This is a genomic window from Marinomonas sp. BSi20584, assembly GCF_002792415.1.
In the GTDB taxonomy this organism is placed as follows: domain Bacteria; phylum Pseudomonadota; class Gammaproteobacteria; order Pseudomonadales; family Marinomonadaceae; genus Marinomonas; species Marinomonas polaris.
Map to the genome: position 1 here is coordinate 214,329 of NZ_KZ454870.1, position 16,843 is coordinate 231,171.

Below are 16,843 nucleotides of genomic sequence, written 5' to 3' on the forward strand. Positions count from 1 at the left end.
AATTCCTTTTTTAGCCTCCTGTCGCGCTCATGAAGCGTAGAATTTGAGGGGCTTCATCAAGATTAAAGTGATGTTTTTCAGGTTTGAGTGCTAGTGCTTCAATAATCGCGTTTTCTAGTTCTGTTGAATTATGGTTTTTTGAGCCTAATTCAGTGGAACAATATGAGTTATTGCGAAGCACAGTTTTTAAATCTTTTGAATGTTCATTGCCTAGGCAGAGTAATAAGCGACCTTCGGCTGTTAGCCTGACACGATTGCAGGTATCGCAAAAATTGTGGCTATGAGGTGAAATAACGCCGATTTTATGGTCATAGCCTGCTACCTGATAATAGCGTGTTGGGCCGCTGGTGGTTAATGAGCTCGGCGTGAGTTCATATTGTTTGCTAAGCGTATCGATGACATTGTCGCTAGATAAATACGTTGCTGCACGATTATGGTCAGTAATAATGCCAAGCGGCATCTCTTCAATAAAACTGATATCCATTTTGCGATCTAAGGCAAATTGAGCAAGATCAAATAGCTCATCATCGTTATGATTCTTGAGCATAACGCTGTTAATTTTTAAGCGTTTAAATGGCAGCTTACTGGCGGCTTCTATACCGTCGACAACTTGCTGAAATTTATCTCTGCGAGTTAAGGCGTAAAATCGATCTGCTTTTAGCGTATCGAGGCTGATGTTAATACGTGATACGCCAGCGTTGAGTAAGCTTTGTGCCATTTTATAAAGTTGTGAACCATTGGTGGTAATGGTGAGTTCTTCTAATCCCTTAGTGTTGGCTATTTGCTCAATGGCCCAAAGAATATTTTTGCGCACCAAAGGCTCGCCACCTGTAATTCTAATGCGTTTGGTGCCCATAGATATAAAGGTTTTTGCCACATGAACAATTTCTTCTAAAGACAATATATGGTCTCTAGGCATAAAAGTTACATCTTCATCCATACAATAGGTACAGCGAAAATCACATCGGTCGGTGACGGAAATGCGTAAGTAGTCTATTTTTCGACCAAATGGATCGATTAAAGCAGATGTTACCAAGAAAAAATTACCCCATCAGTTAGGTGTCCATCAAAGCAAAAAAATGCCTATTTAGCAAAGTGCTAAAAAAGATTTCGACAATATTCTTGGTGTTTTTGTATTTTATGAGTTTTTTTTGTTCAGGCTGGAGCCGAAAAAGCGGCATAATATGAATAATTATATTCAATTAGGAGGATAACGGTGAACCAAGTCGTTAATCATCTCATCGGTTTATTAAAGTTAGAGCGTGTGTCAGCAACTAAATTCATTGGTCGTAGTCAGGATATTGGTTTTCCTAAGCTATTTGGTGGCCAAGTTATTGGTCAAGGTTTGAGTGCAGCAACTCAGACGGTTGAAGGGCGGTTCCCTCATTCTTTACATTGTTACTTCTTACGCCCTGGGGATTCATCTCACCCTATTGAGTATGAGGTTGAAAACGTTCGTGATGGGAGAAGTTTTAGTGTTCGACGGGTAATTGCCTCGCAATTTGGTAAAAGTATTTTAGCGATGACGGTATCTTTTCATATCGAGGAAGAGGGTTTAGCTCATCAAGATGCTATGCCTAATGTCCCAGGACCTGAGTCATTTAAGTCGGAATTATCACTCTATCGAGAACATGCTGATGAGATTCCGTCTAAAGTACGGGATTTATTTACCGCAGATCGTCCTATTGAATATCGAATTGTAGAAAATCAGAATCCATTTCGCCCTCGTCCAGGTATTGCGAAACGCCATATGTGGATTCGTAGTGTGTCAGCTCTGCCTGATGACGCGTTAATTCATCAATCCATGCTTGCCTACACGACAGATTATGGTTTTATTGAAACAGCCTTGATGCCTCATGGCATTTCAATCGGTAGCCCTTATCTTACTGCTGCCAGCTTAGATCATGCTATCTGGTTTCACCGTCCATTTAGATTGGATGAATGGTTACTTTATGTGGCTGATTCTCCATCGGCTGATTCGGGTAGAGGATTTGTTCGCGGACAGATTTTTAATCAGAAAGGGGAGTTAGTAGCTTCAACCGCTCAGGAAGGTTTGTTGCGCTATTCGCGTTAATCTTTGGTGTATAACCGTTTTGTCAAAGATCGTGCTGTTTTAATGCCCAGACGATGTGCTCTTTCACTAGCTCAGAAGAATGAGAGAGCGCATTTTCTAATGCCTGGATTGTTGCGTGGTTTGTTGGTGCATTGCCAAGCGCGACAGCAATGTTTCTACGCCAGTTTTCAAAGCCTGTACGACGAATAGGAGAGCCTTCGGTATTTTTTAAGAAGGCTTCTTCGTTCCACTCAAATAATTCAACTAGATCCGCTGAATCCAGATTGTGTCTTGGCTGGAAATCATCTTCTTCGGTGTATTTTGCGAACTTGGTCCAAGGGCAAACTAGCTGACAATCGTCACAACCGAAAATCCGGTTACCCATTTTATTGCGCAGTTCTTCTGGAATGGGGCCTTTATGCTCAATCGTTAGATAAGAAATGCACTTTCCTGCATCAAGAACCCAAGGCTCCACAAAAGCATCGGTTGGACACTGAGTTAGGCAGGCGGTACAGCTTCCACAATGTCTTGTTTCAGTAGGTTTGTCGACAGGAAGTGGCAAGTTAGTAAATATTTCACCGAGCAAAAACCAGCTGCCTGCCTTTGGTGTTAGCAAAAGAGTATTTTTGCCAATCCAGCCCATGCCAGCTTGTTCGGCAATTTGTCTTTCCAGAATTGGCGCGCTATCGACAAAAGCTCTATAGCCATGATCACCGACTTTTTGCTCTATTTTCTTGGCTAATTGAGTAAGGCGTTTACGAATTAATTTATGATAATCTCGCCCCAAGGCATAACGTGCAATATAGGCTTTGTCTTTGGTTTTTAGTCTTTCGACTGTTTCGACCGATTGGGGAAGGTAATGCATACGAAGTGAGATGACTCGGCGAGTCCCTGGATGCAGCTGCTCGGGATAAAAACGCATGTCGCCATGATTGGCAAGATAATCCATACCGGCATGGTATTGGTTATTAAGCCATTCGTTAAATTCGTCTTTGTATTGCGCAAGATCAGGTTTGACGATACGAGCTTCGGCAAACCCCAATTCAACTGCCCACGATTTAACCTCATCAGCAAGTTGGTTTAATTCTTCTGGACTGGATAAAGACGAAGGAAGCAAGTGAGTACCAAAACATTAGACGCTAGGCTAAAAAACAGCCTAGCGTGAAGAACAAGAAATTAATAAAGCTGAGAGTCGCCTTTAACAACATCCATCAATAGCTTGATGAACTTACGATCGGCTTCCGTGTGTTCCTCTTGGATTTTAATCGTTGTTTGGTTTGACACTTCTTCTGCAATACGTTGATAAGCATTTGGCTGGTTGATATTTTCTTTAGCAATACGGACTAATTCTCCAGCGAGTTCTGGATCCATAAGCATCTTACGAAAACAGCGCAAAAATTCATCAATAACTCGTTGTTGGTTAAGCTCATTAGCCATGGTAAAACTCCTAATCAATTTATGCCGCTATGACACCATGAAGCGTAGGTTAGAGCAAGTTTTTATACGCTTTGTGTTGACAAATCTTAGGCGCAAAGACAAAATGAAACGCTATATAATTCGACGACACCCTGTCGATGACTCCTTTTTATGGGCCACTAGCTCATCTCAGTCAGATTCGTTCTGATAAGCACAAGTGTAGAATGACGCAATATTGTTGTCCTATACTTCTCCTCGCGAAAAGACGCGGGCAGTGTAAAAACTGCGATTTATTGCGTTTGAGTGTTTCTTACTTTTATATAAATGTTCCTTATTTTTAAAAGTTGCCTCAGTTAGTTTAGCAAACTTCGTTCTATCAACTTTAATCTGCTTGTCTTATGCGGTTACAATAGCTGCACTAAAATTAAAAGACAGATAAATACTATAGAGGGTAACAAGGTGGAGTTATTATCCGGTGGTGAAATGATCGCCCGCTTCCTCAAAGATGAGGGAGTTGAATATATCTATGGTTATCCAGGTGGAGCCGCACTTCATATTTACGATGCTTTGCATCGTCAGTCTGACGTAAAGCATATTCTGGTTAGGCATGAACAAGCTGCAACGCATATGGCTGATGGCTATGCACGCGCCACGGGCAAAGCTGGTACGGTTCTCGTAACGTCGGGTCCAGGTGCAACCAATACTGTTACAGGTATTGCGACGGCTTATATGGACTCTATTCCCATGGTCATTATTTGTGGTCAGGTTATGAGCTACCTGATCGGCGAAGATGCGTTCCAAGAAACCGATATGATTGGTGTGTCACGTCCAATTGTGAAGCATAGCTTTACGGTTAAGCATCCTTCTGAAATTCCTATGATCATGAAAAAAGCATATCACATTGCCAGCACAGGTCGTCCAGGCCCTGTTGTGATTGATGTGCCAAAAGATATGACCATGCCAGGTGATAAGTACGAATACAAATACCCTGAATCTGTTTCTATTCGTTCTTATACTCCGCCAACCAAAGGCCACAGTGGTCAGATTAAAAAAGCAGTTGATTTGTTGTTAGCTGCTAAACGTCCAGTTATCTATGCAGGTGGCGGTGTTATTATGGGCGGTGCATCTGATTTGCTAGTCAAATTGGCTAAGTCTTTGAACGTGCCTGTTACCAATACTTTGATGGGCTTGGGCGGATACCCAGGAACAGACAAGCAATTTGTTGGTATGTTGGGTATGCATGGCGCATACGAAGCGAATATGACAATGCATCACAGTGATGTGATTTTAGCAGTTGGCGCTCGCTTCGATGATCGTGTGACGAATGATCCTGATAAGTTTTGCCCTGGCGCAAAAATTATCCATATTGATATTGATCCTGCTGCTATTTCTAAAACTATTCGTTCAGATGTGCCTATTGTTGGTCCTGTTAGTCAGGTTCTGGAAGAAATGCTGTCTTTGGTTGAAGGTCAAAGTTCAAACACTGAAGCGCTTGTTGGTTGGTGGAAGCAAATCAATGAATGGCGTTTGGTACATGGTGGTCGTTATGACACTAGCAGCGAAAAAATTAAGCCTCAAGCCGCGATTGAAGCTTGCTGGCGCGCCACTAAAGGCGATGCTTATGTGGCGTCTGACGTAGGTCAGCACCAAATGTTTGCTGCTCAGTATTATAAATTTGATAAGCCAAATCGTTGGGTTAACTCCGGCGGTTTAGGCACGATGGGATTTGGTCTTCCTGCTGCAATGGGCGTGAAGATGAATTTTCCTAAAGAAACCGTAGTTTGTGTGACGGGTGAAGGCAGTATTCAGATGAATATTCAAGAGCTTTCTACCTGCTTGCAATACGGTTTGCCGGTTAAGATTTTGTGTTTGAACAACGGTTATTTGGGCATGGTTCGCCAGTGGCAAGACATGAACTATGAAGGTCGTTACTCAAATTCCTACATGGATTCATTGCCTGATTTCAAAATACTGATGGACGCTTACCGTCACAAGTATGTTGAAATTCGAACTAAAGATGAACTCGATGCCAAGATGGAAGAAGCGTTTGCAATGACAGATCAATTGGTCTTCATTAACTGTTACGTGGATCCAGAAGAGCATGTATATCCGATGCAAGTGCCTCGCGGCTCTATGCGCGATATGTTCTTGAGCAAGACGGAGCGTACCTAATATGCGACATATTATTTCTGTATTGATGGAAAACGAGCCGGGTGCTTTGTCGCGAGTAGTTGGTTTGTTCTCTCAGCGTAACTTTAACATCGAATCATTGAACGTAGCGGCAACAGATGATCCAACCTTGTCTCGTCTTACACTGACGACATTTGGTTCAGATCAGGTGGTAGAGCAAATCACTAAACAACTAAATAAGTTGATTGATGTGGTGAAGCTGGTGGACTTGACTGAAGGTCAGCACATTGAACGTGAATTGATGCTGGTTAAGGTTCGTGCTACTGGTGCTCAGCGTGCTGAAGTGAAACGTACTGTTGATATCTTCCGCGGCAACATTGTTGATATGACGCCGTCTATTTATACGATTCAAATCGTTGGCGAGTCAGATAAACTAGATGGATTCCTACAAGCGTTGGGCGGTGCTCACTTGCTTGAAGTAGTTCGAACTGGTGTATCTGGTATCGCTCGTGGTGAAAAGACACTGTCTTTGTAATCGTCTGCTATTTTTGTAGTGGTCTTGTAGATAGACTGAAAAAGCCGCGCTTGCCCGCGGCTTTTTTATGCGTAAATGATGGGTGCTAAGTGAGGGTTAAATGGATAAAACGAATTGGAAACTGCTCAAGTTGCTAGAACAGAATGGCCGTTTGACCTACGCAGAATTGGGTAAAATGGTTCATCTGACTGCACCTGCGGTCGCGGAGCGAGTACGCAAATTAGAAGAGTCTGGCGTGATTACTGGCTACAGTGTCCAAGTCAACTTAGAAAAAGCAGGGATACCGATTACTGCCTTGGTAGAATGTCAGGTTTATCGTACCAAAGAGCGAGAATTTAAAGTACTCGTTATGGGCTTAGATGAAGTGATTGAATGCTACAACGTAACAGGGCCTTATGCTTTTGTACTCAAAGTAGGAGTGAAATCTATGTCTAAGCTTGATGTGCTATTAGAACGATTAATTGATTTGAGCGATACCAACACCATGATGATAATGACAACGCCAGTCAAACGCATCATGCCATTAAATATCGCTCAAGAAGATTAGTTTACCACTACTTTTGCCGTGATAGGTTTACGTGGCCACTGGCTAATAATCATCCCTGTCATAATGAAGCCACAACCAACCAGAGCACGAGTTGAAAGGATTTCCTCCATAAATATCCAACCGCCTAATACGGCAAATACCGCTTCAGATGAGAGAATAAGAGCACTGATACTAGGTGAAACATTTTTTTGTCCTAAAGTTTGTAATGTAAACGCAATACCAGATGAGGCGACGCCAGCATAGACCAGCGGCCACCAAGCTATTTTAATGCCTTCAAGCGTTGGTGTTTCTAATGTGAAAGCGGTGATAGAGGCTAATAGCGTTGCTACGAAAAACTGAACAATAGAAAGTGGCAAGGCGGATACATATCGAGACAAATATCCTATTAGCAATACATGTCCTGTCCAAAAAAGAGTGCCTAGTAGTTCTATCGCATCGCCTTTGTTGATGGACAGGTTTGGCCCAACGGTCAGGCTGTAAAGACCAATTAGCGCTAGACCAACTCCAATCCAGGTATGTCTTTCGGTTTTATGGCCGAGCATAAGTCCCAGTATCGGCACGAACACAATGTACATGCTAGTGATAAAACCTGCGTTACCTGCTGTTGTGTATTGCAAACCAATTTGTTGACATGTAAAGCCCAAAAATAAACAGCTTCCAGCCGCGATACCGCCTAACCAAAGCTTTCGATTATTTTGAGATTGCTTTGGTTTGAAAATAAACAATAAAGGTAACAGCGACAATGTCGCTAATAGAAAACGCATAGCGTTAAAACTGTGTGGCCCAAGGCTTTCCATGCCAACACTTTGGGCGACAAAGGCAAAGCCCCAAATGGCGGCGGTGGCCCATAAAAAAATATGTGCAATAGACATAGCTAATCCCTAATTATTGGTAACGGAGTGGCTATTTTACTGAGTTAGGATGAGTTTCCACAGATGAAATAAAAGGTTATTCGAGCGCTTGGCTTTGGATAAAAAAGTAAATTTAAGGTTTTTCTTTATTATTGCAGCGGGTAACTAATTGATTTCCAAACATCTTAATATATTCACTTTCGTATTGCGGAAATGGTTGGAAAATAGGCTGACAGGTGGATTATTTGGCTGTAGAGTTGCGCCAAATTTCAGGGTTAACTTTCGCTGTTAATTTAGACCGTTTTTAGCTCAATCTTAAGGGAATTCATTGCTATGACATTTAGTGTTTGGTTAGCAACTGCGCCGTTGTTGATGTTGCTGTCTTTAGGGCCTGGCCCAAATAATTTTACCTCTATGCACAACGGCATTCAGGTTGGCGCGACTAAAGCTGTTATTGCTGTGGTTGGTCGAAATCTAGCTTTTAGCATCTTGATGTTAATTTCCGCGCTAGGTTTAGGGGCTATTATTGTTTCTTCTAGCTTTTGGTTTAGTGTTATCAAATGGTTCGGTGTCGCTTATTTGTTTTATGTTGGCATCAAAACCTGGCGCAGTGCGGCTATGGTGCTTGAGGAGCATGAAAGCGAAGTGGGAACCAAGGCGAAACGTGGACACCTTGCGAGAATGCGCCAAGAGTTTTTAGTAGCGATCGGCAACCCTAAAGCTGTATTACTTTTTACTGCTATTTTTCCGCAGTTATTGGATCTTAGTCAGCCTGTTCCTATGCAGTTTTTCTGGATGGGATTAACCTTTTGCTGTACGGAGTTTATTGCGGCTTATGTTTATGCAATGAGTGGCAAGCAAATTCGCCGTTTGATTCGAAGCCCTAAGGGTATGAAAAACCTCAATCGCGGCATGGGAAGTGTGTTTGTTTTAGCGAGTGCTTTTTTAGCAACGGCAACACGTTCTTAAAAGGTTCGTAGTTTTAAGCTCAAATAAAAAAGGTGACTCTAGGTCACCTTTTTGCGTTCTAGCTTGAATAACTTTTTCTTAGCTGTGTTCTTTTAAGAACTCTTCGCTTAGGTAAAGCTCTTCGTTGCTGTTCACTTTTACATCACGGTCTAGAATCATTTTAGCAATTTCTTGCGCTTCTTCTAGAGAATGCATTTCGTAAGTACCGCACTGGTATTCGTTAAGCTCTGGAATATCGGATTTGGCTTTTACTTTCAATACGTCTTCCATTGCAGCTTTCCAAGAAGCGGCAACAGTGTCTTCTGAAGGTGTGCCGATCAAACTCATGTAAAAACCAGTACGGCAACCCATTGGCGAAATGTCGATGATTTCGACGTTGTTACTGTTTAGATGGTCACGCATGAAACCAGCAAACAAATGTTCTAGTGTGTGAATTCCTTTCTCAGAAAGGATCTCTTCATTTGGCACGCAGAAACGTAGATCAAAAACTGTGATGTCATCACCTTTAGGTGTGGACATGGATTTAGCTACACGTACTGCTGGTGCATCCATACGAGTGTGGTCGACACGAAAACTGTCTAATAATGGCATAAAAACTCTCCTACTGAACTCAACGGAATCATCGTTGCTTTATAAATGGTGATATCAATTGCCGTTATTGTACATGAAGTTTTGAACCTTTGATCGGACTTTTTGGTGATCGTAAATATTCATAACTGAGAGCTAAGCAGAAAGCGATAATAGCAAACAGCATGCTTTGACCAATGAAAAACACCATGAAGCTACAGCTTATTAAGGCAACGATAGCCAATAGTTGGGCAGCACGATTGACCAGTTTGAAAGCAGCAACACAGGTTAATGTGTAAATAAGCAAAAAACTGCCGTTGGTCATTTCAATAAACCATGACATTTTCCAGCCTGAGACCTCTGAAAATACAATCGAAAATAGAGTGATTAAACCAACCAGTAATACTGCTTTTTCAGGCGCGCCGTTTTTATTAAGCCCGATAAAGGTTTTAGGTAATGCGCCTTGCTGTGCCATAGATTGCACCATGCGAGAAAAACCTAAGATATAAATAGCCACGTTAGCAAATGCGATAATATAAGCACCAATGGCAAACAATCGACTGCTGGTTTCGCCCATTAATTTGCTGACTAACAATGCTAGTGATTGGCTGTTGGTAACTTCGTCGCCGTAAGTGTGATGCCAAGCAATGAGTAGTACTAAACTTAGATAAGCAAGAATAACTATAGTGATGCCACCCAGTAATGCGATTGGGAAATCCCTAGTGGGATTTTTGAACTCAGCGCCCATATGGGCCATGACTTCAATGCCTAAGAAACACCAAAATATAACGCCTGTGGCGTACAGTGTTTGTTGCCACTCAACTGTGGTTAATGGTGCTTCAATGACTTGGCGACTGTCTAAAATATCACCAATGTAGCAAAGCCACAAAATAGCGCCAATCATCACGATGACAATACCGGTTTGAAACCTAGCTGAGGTTTGCATACCTACAATGGCAAAGAAAAGCATGCCAGCAAGGGTTAATAGACTAAAGGCAAGAATCCATTCATCAGATGTTTTAAAAATAATGGTCAAATACGCCGCTGCGACTTTTATAGCAACAGCAGGGCCAACCAATAAAATACTTAAAAACAACCAGCCAACCGCTTTTTCATAACGCGACCCGAACGCTCGTCCAATATAGTGTGATGCTCCGCCAGCGGAAGGGTACTTGGAGCCAAGTAACGCAAAAATAAATGCAATTGGGATAATCATTGTGGCGGTAATTAACCAAGCATAAAAAGCAAAGGACCCTGCCTGAGCAACAGACATGGCTGGTAATATCATCAGGCCAGTACCAATAAAGGTAGTCACCGTCATTGCTATGCCTTGTAGAGGGCCAAGAGTTTTTTGATATTGGGTCATTTGTTTGCCTTTACTTGTTAAATTCTGTAGCTGTTATTTGTTGTCGCTAAGGATAAAATACTTATATTAGCAATACGCTATACAAGTTGACCCCATTAAGGCGCATTTTGCCGGAATGACCGTCAAGTTGAATGACTAATAATAAAAGGGGGTTTGGGTGGCCGATCATTACGATCAAAAAATATTAGCTTTACTGGTAGACGATGCTCGGCTTTCTGTTTCAGACATTAGTCGGCAAGTTAATTTATCTCGCTCTGCGGTGACCGAGCGCATTCGTCGCATGGAAGATAATCGAACCATTACGGGCTATCACGCGCATACTTCGGTTTCAAAAGAAGACGGCGTTACTGCTTATTTAGCCTTAACTTTTAGGCCTTTGTCTTGCGATCTTGTGCAACCTCTCATTGAGGCCATCCCAGAGGTAAAGCTTGCCCATTCTATTAGTGGCGATTTGGACTTGTTGCTATTAGTTCAAGCAAGCTCCATGGCGCGTTTAAATACGATTCGTAGTGAGATGGACCGCTGGCCGAACCTTCATAAAATAGTGACACACATGTGCTTATCAAATCGCTTGGATCGCTGGTAAGTGATCGTTGGTGAGTTGCATATTCGTGACTCTTTCAGCGCAATTGCGAATTTATCTGATAACTGATTGAATGATGTACAAAATCTGCCCGCGTTAAAAGTGAGGTCCTGCTCTGAAAAGGTTAAATTTAAGAGAAAGGTGGTCTAGTAAGGCAAAGTCTTATGATGACTTATTGATCTTAGCTGTACTTGGCGCCTTGTGTGGGTTACTGAGCGGGCTTTTGATGGCGTTTTTTTATGCCGTCATTTACTTACCTACTCGATACCTTATTGATGCTGATTTTGATTCTTTTGAATCCTTAGCTGTTGAATGGCGTGTTGGACTTTCTTTTACAGCCTGTATTGTTTTGGCACTGATTTTTATCTTGTTGCCTAATCGATTACATAAAGTAGGTGTTCCTTATGTAGTTGAACGTCTAAATTATCATCATGGTAATTTGCCTGTGTGGAACGCGGTGGTGCAGTTTTTTTCGGCGGCAATAGGTTTAGCTGGTGGTCTTTCAATTGGTAAGGAAGGTCCTGCTGTGCATCTTGGTGCGACACTTGGCGGCTACTTGGCTGAAAAAGCCAAGTTGCCTCAGTATGGCGTCGAGACCTTGTTGGCTTGTGGTGTTGCCGGGGCGATTTCGGCGGTATTTCAAACACCTTTAGCTGGTGTTTTATTCGCCTTTGAAGTGATTTTTCTGGAATATCGACAGCGTTATGTTTTGCCTGTTTTGCTCTCCTCTGTCATTGCCACCTTAGTAAGTCATTACGTTATTGGGCCTTTAGATATATTTAGTATCGAAAGTATCTCTTCTGTACTGCTTTCAACTGACTTATTTATCGCTTGTTTTGTCTTAGTCGTTTTCATCGTATTGCTGTCTGCTTTGTTTCTTCATACGCAAAAGAGTCTTTGGCGATTTAGTGGTATGTCTATTTGGTGGCGTTTTTCCTTGGTGGCAGTAGCCACGTCTTTGGCGGCTATTTATTTGCCGGAATCATTAGGCAGCGGTTACCTCTCTCTCTCTCGCTTGTTGTCTGGTGATTTGATTTTATATTCTCTGCTGTTATTGATTTTAGTTAAAACAGTCTTGACTGCTTTCACTATAGGCTTAGGAATTCCAGGTGGTATGATCGGGCCGACTTTTATCATTGGCGGTTTGGCGGGTGTTCAGGTTGCTTTGGTATTTGATAATAGTGTGGCGGATGTGGCTTTATTCGCTTTGTTAGGAATGGCGGCTATGATGGCGGCCTGTTTTCAGGCGCCATTAACTGCTTTGGTGGCTATTATAGAAATGACCCATTCCTCTGAGGCTATTGTTCCTGCATTGTTTGTTATTGTGTTTGCTTGTTTGTTGATGCGAGTGTTTTTTCATCAGGAATCTGTATTTGTCGAAAGATTAAGTTTTATGGGGATGTCTTCGACTATTAGCCCTTTTCAGCGTTATTTGCGACACCATACGGTTAAACCTGTAGCCGAGGAGGTTTTGCTTCTTCCTAGAGTTATTCCAATTGAGCAGGTGAAGGATTTAGCGTCAAGTATGGTAGACTATGTTGTTTTCGAGATTGAAAATGAGTGGCGCTTGGCTCGCCGAATTGCTGTATTAGATGCGTTGAAAACCTTGGAGCAAGGTCCTCAATTATGGCTTGTTTCAGAGGGCGATCGAGTGAAAATGGATTTATCTTTGGCCTTAGAGTCAACTCTTGTTCCTGTGATTGATGAGCCTTCTTCATTAGAAGCTATGTTGGGTTGGTTTCAGAAAACAGGCATGCCAGAAGTGCTAGTGGCGGTGTCTGATTCTTCTTTTAGTCTGGTTTCTCGCCATCGTCTCGATCAGTTTTTGTTAAAAAGTGATTAGTTGCTAACATTCCTTAGGAATGTCTTTTGCTGCTAGTCCTTGATTAAAGTTTTATGGGTAGTAATGCTTCTTGTATGGAAGTTTGCTTGCTTTTGTAAATTATCAGTTATGGGATTTGAATAAATATGAGTCGTTCAGAAGATCTATACGCACGTGCCCAACACCGTATTCCTGGAGGTGTTAATTCTCCAGTACGAGCTTTCAATGGTGTGGGTGGTACGCCTATTTTTTTCCAACGTGGGGAAGGGGCTTATGTTTATGATGAAGATAAAAAGCGTTATATAGATTATGTGGGTTCTTGGGGGCCGATGATTTTAGGTCATTCGCACCCTGATGTGTTAGACGCAGTTAGAAAGCAGCTTGATTTTGGTTTGAGCTTTGGTGCGCCAACAGAAGTTGAAATCACCATGGCTGAAAAAGTCTGTGAACTTGTCCCTTCTATGGATATGGTACGCATGGTGAACTCGGGTACTGAAGCCACTATGAGTGCGATTCGTTTGGCTCGTGGTTATACCGGACGCGATAAAATCGTCAAGTTTGAAGGCTGTTACCATGGTCATTCAGACTCTTTACTTGTTAAAGCGGGCTCTGGTGCGTTAACGCTTGGTGTTCCTAATTCTCCCGGTGTCCCAGCAGATTTGGCAAAACATACCATTACGTTGCAATATAACGATATTGAAGAAGTTACTCGCTATTTTGCTGAAATAGGGGATCAAATCGCTTGTATCATTGTCGAACCTGTTGCTGGCAACATGAACTGCATTTTGCCAGTTGAAGGGTTCCTTGAAACCTTACGCAAAGTTTGTGATGAATCTGGCGCTGTGTTGATTTTTGATGAAGTTATGACTGGGTTTCGCGTTGCCCTTGGTGGTGCGCAGGATCACTTTGGTATCGTTCCTGATCTGACAACACTAGGTAAGGTTATTGGAGCTGGTATGCCTGTTGGCGCTTTTGGAGGTAAACGCGCCATCATGGAATGTATTTCACCGTTAGGCCCAGTTTATCAAGCGGGCACTTTGTCTGGTAATCCAGTTGCAATGGTGGCTGGTCTGGCTGTTCTGAACAAAATTAGTGAAGTAGGTTTTCATCAGACTTTAGGCTCTAAAGCTGATCGTCTTGTGACTGGATTGAAAAAAGCGGCAGATGATGCTGGAGTACCATTTTGTGTGGTTAGTGTTGGTGGGATGTTTGGGTTCTTTTTCACTGAAGCTGAAGCAGTTAAGACATTTGCGGATGTACAGAAGTGTGACTTAGGTAAATTTAAAGCGTTCTTTCACTACATGTTGGAAGAGGGAGTGTATTTCGCTCCGGCTGCGTTTGAGGCTGGATTTATCTCTCAAGCTCATACTAAAGAAGATATTGATTATACAATAGAAGCAGCTAAGCGTTCTTTTGCTAAGCTAGTATAAAAACTTGTAAGAAAGGAAGGCTTGTAACATGTCTATTGATGATATTAAAAAATCACCGGTTGATGAAATTGAAGATGTCGATGTCGGTGATGAAAAAAAGCAGCCTCACAAGGGGGTGTATTTGTTGCCCAACTTGTTTACAACAGCGGCACTTTTTTCGGGTTTTTATTCCATTATTGCTGCGATGAATGAAAATTTCACTCATGCTGCCGTCGCGATATTTATTTCGATGATATTTGATGGTCTAGATGGACGTGTTGCTCGTTTGACTCATACTCAAAGTGCATTTGGCGCTGAGTATGATTCCCTTGCTGATATGGTCTCTTTTGGTATTGCGCCTGCGCTTGTTGTATTTACTTGGTCTTTAGCACCACTTGGTAAAATCGGTTGGATTGCAGCATTTATCTATGCTGTTGGAGCGGCACTTCGTTTAGCCCGATTTAATACTATGCTTGGTGTGGAAGAGAAGCGCTATTTTACGGGATTACCAAGTCCTGCTGCCGCAGCTCTTGTGGCGGGTGTTATATGGGCTGCCAATGACAAAGGTGTTTCTGGTGAAAGTATGGCAACGCTGATGGCATTACTGGTTCCTATCGCCGGTTTATTGATGGTTAGCAACGTAAAATATCGCAGTTTTAAAGATCTTAATTTGAAAGGTCGTGTTCCATTTGTTGTGCTTCTTATTGCAGTGTTGGTTTTGGTATTAGTCGCTCTAGAGCCTGCTTTGGTGTTGATGAGTGTTTTTTGCCTTTATGGTTTATGGGGTCCACTCGGGATTGTGTTTAAGCGATTTCGCTAGAAAATGTGGCATAAAAAAGCATTCTTTTTTAATGTGAGTGTTTTTTGGAACTAGTGGTGTGACCCCTTGTCAATAATTCTAATAATAGAAGGGGACATGCTATGCTCATTTTGAATAAAAAAGCGTCTGATTGCTCTGAATCAGAAGTGACTGAAAAATCCGTTTACTTGAATCGTCGGCAATTCATGAAGGCGACAGGAGGCATTGCTCTTGGTGTCGGTGGTATTGGCAATGTTACTGCTGCTCTTCAACAGGGAAATCCTCTATCGCCATCTTCTGCTCTGAAACCATCCTTTGGGAATATAGCTGAAACTTCGTTTGGCAAAGACGATAAAATTTCTCCTTACGACGTAGCTACTTCTTACAATAATTTTTATGAGTTTGGTTATGGTAAAAGTGACCCTAAAGATCGATCCTCTCAGTTTAAAACAACGCCATGGACTATAACAATAGAGGGGGAGGCCGGGAAAACGGGAATTTTTGACCTTGATGATATCATTAAAGAGTCAATATTAGAGGAGCGTATCTATCGTCTTCGTTGTGTAGAAGCTTGGTCTATGGTTATCCCTTGGGTTGGAATTTCTCTTGCGACAGTTTTAAAACGGTTCGAACCAACATCAAAAGCAAAATATGTTTACTTCGAAACATTGTATGACCCTAAGCAAATGTCAGGTCAACGTGGTGGCGGGCTGGATTGGCCATATCGAGAAGGCTTGCGTATTGATGAAGCGATGAATCCTTTGGCATTTCTTGCTGTAGGTATGTACGGGAGTATATTGCCCAATCAAAATGGTGCGCCTGTGAGGCTAGTTCTGCCTTGGAAATACGGTTTTAAAAGTATTAAATCTATTGTGAAAATTCGCTTTGTTGAAACTATGCCTGAAACCACATGGAATATGTTGGCTCCTAATGAATATGGTTTTTACGCTAATGTGAACCCTAATGTAGATCATCCTCGTTGGTCTCAAGGTCAAGAGCGTCGATTGCCGGGTGGTGTGCTCTTTCCAAATGTCATTCAAACTAAAATGTTTAATGGCTATGAAGAAGAAGTTGCGAGTCTATACAGTGGGATGGATTTGAAAAGGAACTACTAGCGTGACGACATTTTGGGATAGAAAAGAAAAGCCGTACGTCCTCTTCCTGTTTTGTTTGCCATTTATCTGGATGTTTGTCTCATTGTTGATGGGGCAGTATTTTCCAGATCCTGGCAAATTATTGATGAGATTAAGTGGTATTTGGGCTTCCGTCTCTGTGGTTGCTGTCATGGCAATGACATTGATTAGTAAACTAAAGTCGCTGAAGTTTGTTAATAGATATCGTCGCTTTATTGGCTTGACGGCCTTCTTTTATGCATTGCTTCACTTTGTTATTTATTTAGTTCTATTTGCGGGATTGAGTTGGACTTGGATAAGTTCTGATTTGGTTGAGAAACCCTATATCTATGTTGGTACTTTAGCTCTGGTTATTTTAGCTATATTGGCGTTAACAAGCACAAAGGCAATGATGCGTAGGCTGGGGAAAAAATGGAAATCTCTTCATCGCTTAATGTATCTTGCGGCTGTTGGTGTTGTTGCTCATCTATGGTGGCAGGTTAAAGATGATATTTCTCTGGCTGTTTATTTTTCCGTATTTTTAGTGCCCTTATTATTAGTGAAAATACCCACACTTCCGGTTTATAAGAAACTTTTCAAGAAAACTTAAAAAAAGAGCTTGCATAGAAAATTTGTGGATGTATTATACGCACCCACTGACACGGACAACGACGCAAACAAGAG

Annotated in this window: 17 protein-coding genes; 11 read left to right on the forward strand and 6 right to left on the reverse strand. The window is 42.0% G+C overall.

The window, feature by feature from the left end; genetic code table 11:
* Window positions 1–10: 10 nt before the first annotated feature.
* Complete coding sequence (gene moaA / locus TY87_RS03815) at window positions 11–1,036, reverse strand: GTP 3',8-cyclase MoaA (protein ID WP_072839673.1); 1,026 nt, start codon at window positions 1,034–1,036, stop codon at window positions 11–13.
* Between the two features lie 180 nt (window positions 1,037–1,216).
* Here moaA and TY87_RS03820 point away from each other — a divergent pair, with 180 nt between their 5' ends.
* A complete protein-coding gene (locus tag TY87_RS03820; RefSeq protein WP_100186030.1) occupies window positions 1,217–2,074 on the forward strand; it encodes an acyl-CoA thioesterase in 858 nt (285 codons plus the stop codon).
* 22 nt (window positions 2,075–2,096) lie between these two features.
* On the opposite strand, the gene queG is transcribed toward TY87_RS03820, so the two are convergent.
* Together queG and TY87_RS03830 are read right to left on the reverse strand one after the other, a co-directional pair.
* Window positions 2,097–3,170: a tRNA epoxyqueuosine(34) reductase QueG gene (gene queG / locus TY87_RS03825; protein WP_100186031.1), complete on the reverse strand. Its 1,074-nt coding sequence runs from the start codon at window positions 3,168–3,170 to the stop codon at window positions 2,097–2,099.
* Between the two features lie 59 nt (window positions 3,171–3,229).
* Window positions 3,230–3,490, reverse strand: a complete 261-nt coding sequence (locus TY87_RS03830) for a hypothetical protein (protein WP_012069032.1) — start codon at window positions 3,488–3,490, stop codon at window positions 3,230–3,232.
* Between the two features lie 438 nt (window positions 3,491–3,928).
* Between TY87_RS03830 and TY87_RS03835 the strand changes: the two genes are divergently transcribed.
* From TY87_RS03835 to TY87_RS03845, 3 genes are all read left to right on the forward strand, one after another.
* Window positions 3,929–5,641 carry an acetolactate synthase 3 large subunit gene (locus tag TY87_RS03835; protein ID WP_072839676.1) on the forward strand — a complete coding sequence of 571 codons (1,713 nt, stop codon included), beginning with the start codon at window positions 3,929–3,931 and terminating at the stop codon, window positions 5,639–5,641.
* A 1-nt stretch (window position 5,642) separates the two neighbouring features.
* Window positions 5,643–6,134 carry an acetolactate synthase small subunit gene (gene ilvN, locus TY87_RS03840; RefSeq protein ID WP_012069034.1) on the forward strand — a complete coding sequence of 164 codons (492 nt, stop codon included), beginning with the start codon at window positions 5,643–5,645 and terminating at the stop codon, window positions 6,132–6,134.
* Between the two features lie 100 nt (window positions 6,135–6,234).
* Entirely contained in the window at window positions 6,235–6,681 is a 447-nt protein-coding gene (locus TY87_RS03845) for an Lrp/AsnC family transcriptional regulator (protein ID WP_100186032.1), read from the forward strand.
* Here TY87_RS03845 and TY87_RS03850 read toward each other — a convergent pair.
* Window positions 6,678–7,553: a DMT family transporter gene (locus tag TY87_RS03850; protein WP_100186033.1), complete on the reverse strand. Its 876-nt coding sequence runs from the start codon at window positions 7,551–7,553 to the stop codon at window positions 6,678–6,680. The two genes, TY87_RS03845 and TY87_RS03850, sit on opposite strands and share 4 nt — an antisense overlap.
* 312 nt (window positions 7,554–7,865) lie before the next feature.
* On the opposite strand from TY87_RS03850, the gene TY87_RS03855 reads away from it, so the two are divergent.
* On the forward strand, window positions 7,866–8,501 hold the full coding sequence (locus TY87_RS03855) for a LysE family translocator (protein ID WP_072839679.1): 636 nt from the start codon (window positions 7,866–7,868) through the stop codon (window positions 8,499–8,501).
* 78 nt (window positions 8,502–8,579) lie between these two features.
* Here the strand turns inward: TY87_RS03855 and luxS are convergent, their stop codons facing one another.
* Window positions 8,580–9,092, reverse strand: a complete 513-nt coding sequence (luxS, locus tag TY87_RS03860; RefSeq protein WP_100186034.1) for an S-ribosylhomocysteine lyase — start codon at window positions 9,090–9,092, stop codon at window positions 8,580–8,582.
* Window positions 9,093–9,156: 64 nt separating this feature from the next.
* Entirely contained in the window at window positions 9,157–10,434 is a 1,278-nt protein-coding gene (gene yjeH / locus TY87_RS03865; protein ID WP_100186035.1) for an L-methionine/branched-chain amino acid transporter, read from the reverse strand.
* Between the two features lie 157 nt (window positions 10,435–10,591).
* Between yjeH and TY87_RS03870 the strand changes: the two genes are divergently transcribed.
* The 6 genes from TY87_RS03870 (at window position 10,592) to TY87_RS03895 (ending at window position 16,769) form a co-directional block, all read left to right on the forward strand.
* Complete coding sequence (locus tag TY87_RS03870; protein WP_100186036.1) at window positions 10,592–11,020, forward strand: Lrp/AsnC family transcriptional regulator; 429 nt, start codon at window positions 10,592–10,594, stop codon at window positions 11,018–11,020.
* A gap of 172 nt (window positions 11,021–11,192) precedes the next feature.
* Entirely contained in the window at window positions 11,193–12,860 is a 1,668-nt protein-coding gene (locus TY87_RS03875) for a chloride channel protein (protein WP_232617059.1), read from the forward strand.
* Window positions 12,861–12,985: 125 nt separating this feature from the next.
* On the forward strand, window positions 12,986–14,269 hold the full coding sequence (hemL, locus tag TY87_RS03880) for a glutamate-1-semialdehyde 2,1-aminomutase (protein WP_100186038.1): 1,284 nt from the start codon (window positions 12,986–12,988) through the stop codon (window positions 14,267–14,269).
* 28 nt (window positions 14,270–14,297) lie between these two features.
* Complete coding sequence (gene pssA / locus TY87_RS03885) at window positions 14,298–15,068, forward strand: CDP-diacylglycerol--serine O-phosphatidyltransferase (protein ID WP_072839685.1); 771 nt, start codon at window positions 14,298–14,300, stop codon at window positions 15,066–15,068.
* A 101-nt stretch (window positions 15,069–15,169) separates the two neighbouring features.
* Window positions 15,170–16,162, forward strand: a complete 993-nt coding sequence (gene msrP / locus TY87_RS03890) for a protein-methionine-sulfoxide reductase catalytic subunit MsrP (protein ID WP_100186039.1) — start codon at window positions 15,170–15,172, stop codon at window positions 16,160–16,162.
* A 1-nt stretch (window position 16,163) separates the two neighbouring features.
* Window positions 16,164–16,769: a protein-methionine-sulfoxide reductase heme-binding subunit MsrQ gene (locus TY87_RS03895; RefSeq protein WP_232617060.1), complete on the forward strand. Its 606-nt coding sequence runs from the start codon at window positions 16,164–16,166 to the stop codon at window positions 16,767–16,769.
* Window positions 16,770–16,843 lie beyond the last annotated feature (74 nt).

Coding starts and splice junctions, on each gene's coding strand:
- yjeH (WP_100186035.1), bottom strand. CDS start 10,434: ATGACCCAATATCAAAAAACTCTTGGCCCTCTACAAGGCATAGCAATG.
- TY87_RS03845 (WP_100186032.1), top strand. CDS start 6,235: ATGGATAAAACGAATTGGAAACTGCTCAAGTTGCTAGAACAGAATGGC.
- TY87_RS03855 (WP_072839679.1), top strand. CDS start 7,866: ATGACATTTAGTGTTTGGTTAGCAACTGCGCCGTTGTTGATGTTGCTG.
- pssA (WP_072839685.1), top strand. CDS start 14,298: ATGTCTATTGATGATATTAAAAAATCACCGGTTGATGAAATTGAAGAT.
- hemL (WP_100186038.1), top strand. CDS start 12,986: ATGAGTCGTTCAGAAGATCTATACGCACGTGCCCAACACCGTATTCCT.
- ilvN (WP_012069034.1), top strand. CDS start 5,643: ATGCGACATATTATTTCTGTATTGATGGAAAACGAGCCGGGTGCTTTG.
- TY87_RS03850 (WP_100186033.1), bottom strand. CDS start 7,553: ATGTCTATTGCACATATTTTTTTATGGGCCACCGCCGCCATTTGGGGC.
- msrP (WP_100186039.1), top strand. CDS start 15,170: ATGCTCATTTTGAATAAAAAAGCGTCTGATTGCTCTGAATCAGAAGTG.
- TY87_RS03830 (WP_012069032.1), bottom strand. CDS start 3,490: ATGGCTAATGAGCTTAACCAACAACGAGTTATTGATGAATTTTTGCGC.
- luxS (WP_100186034.1), bottom strand. CDS start 9,092: ATGCCATTATTAGACAGTTTTCGTGTCGACCACACTCGTATGGATGCA.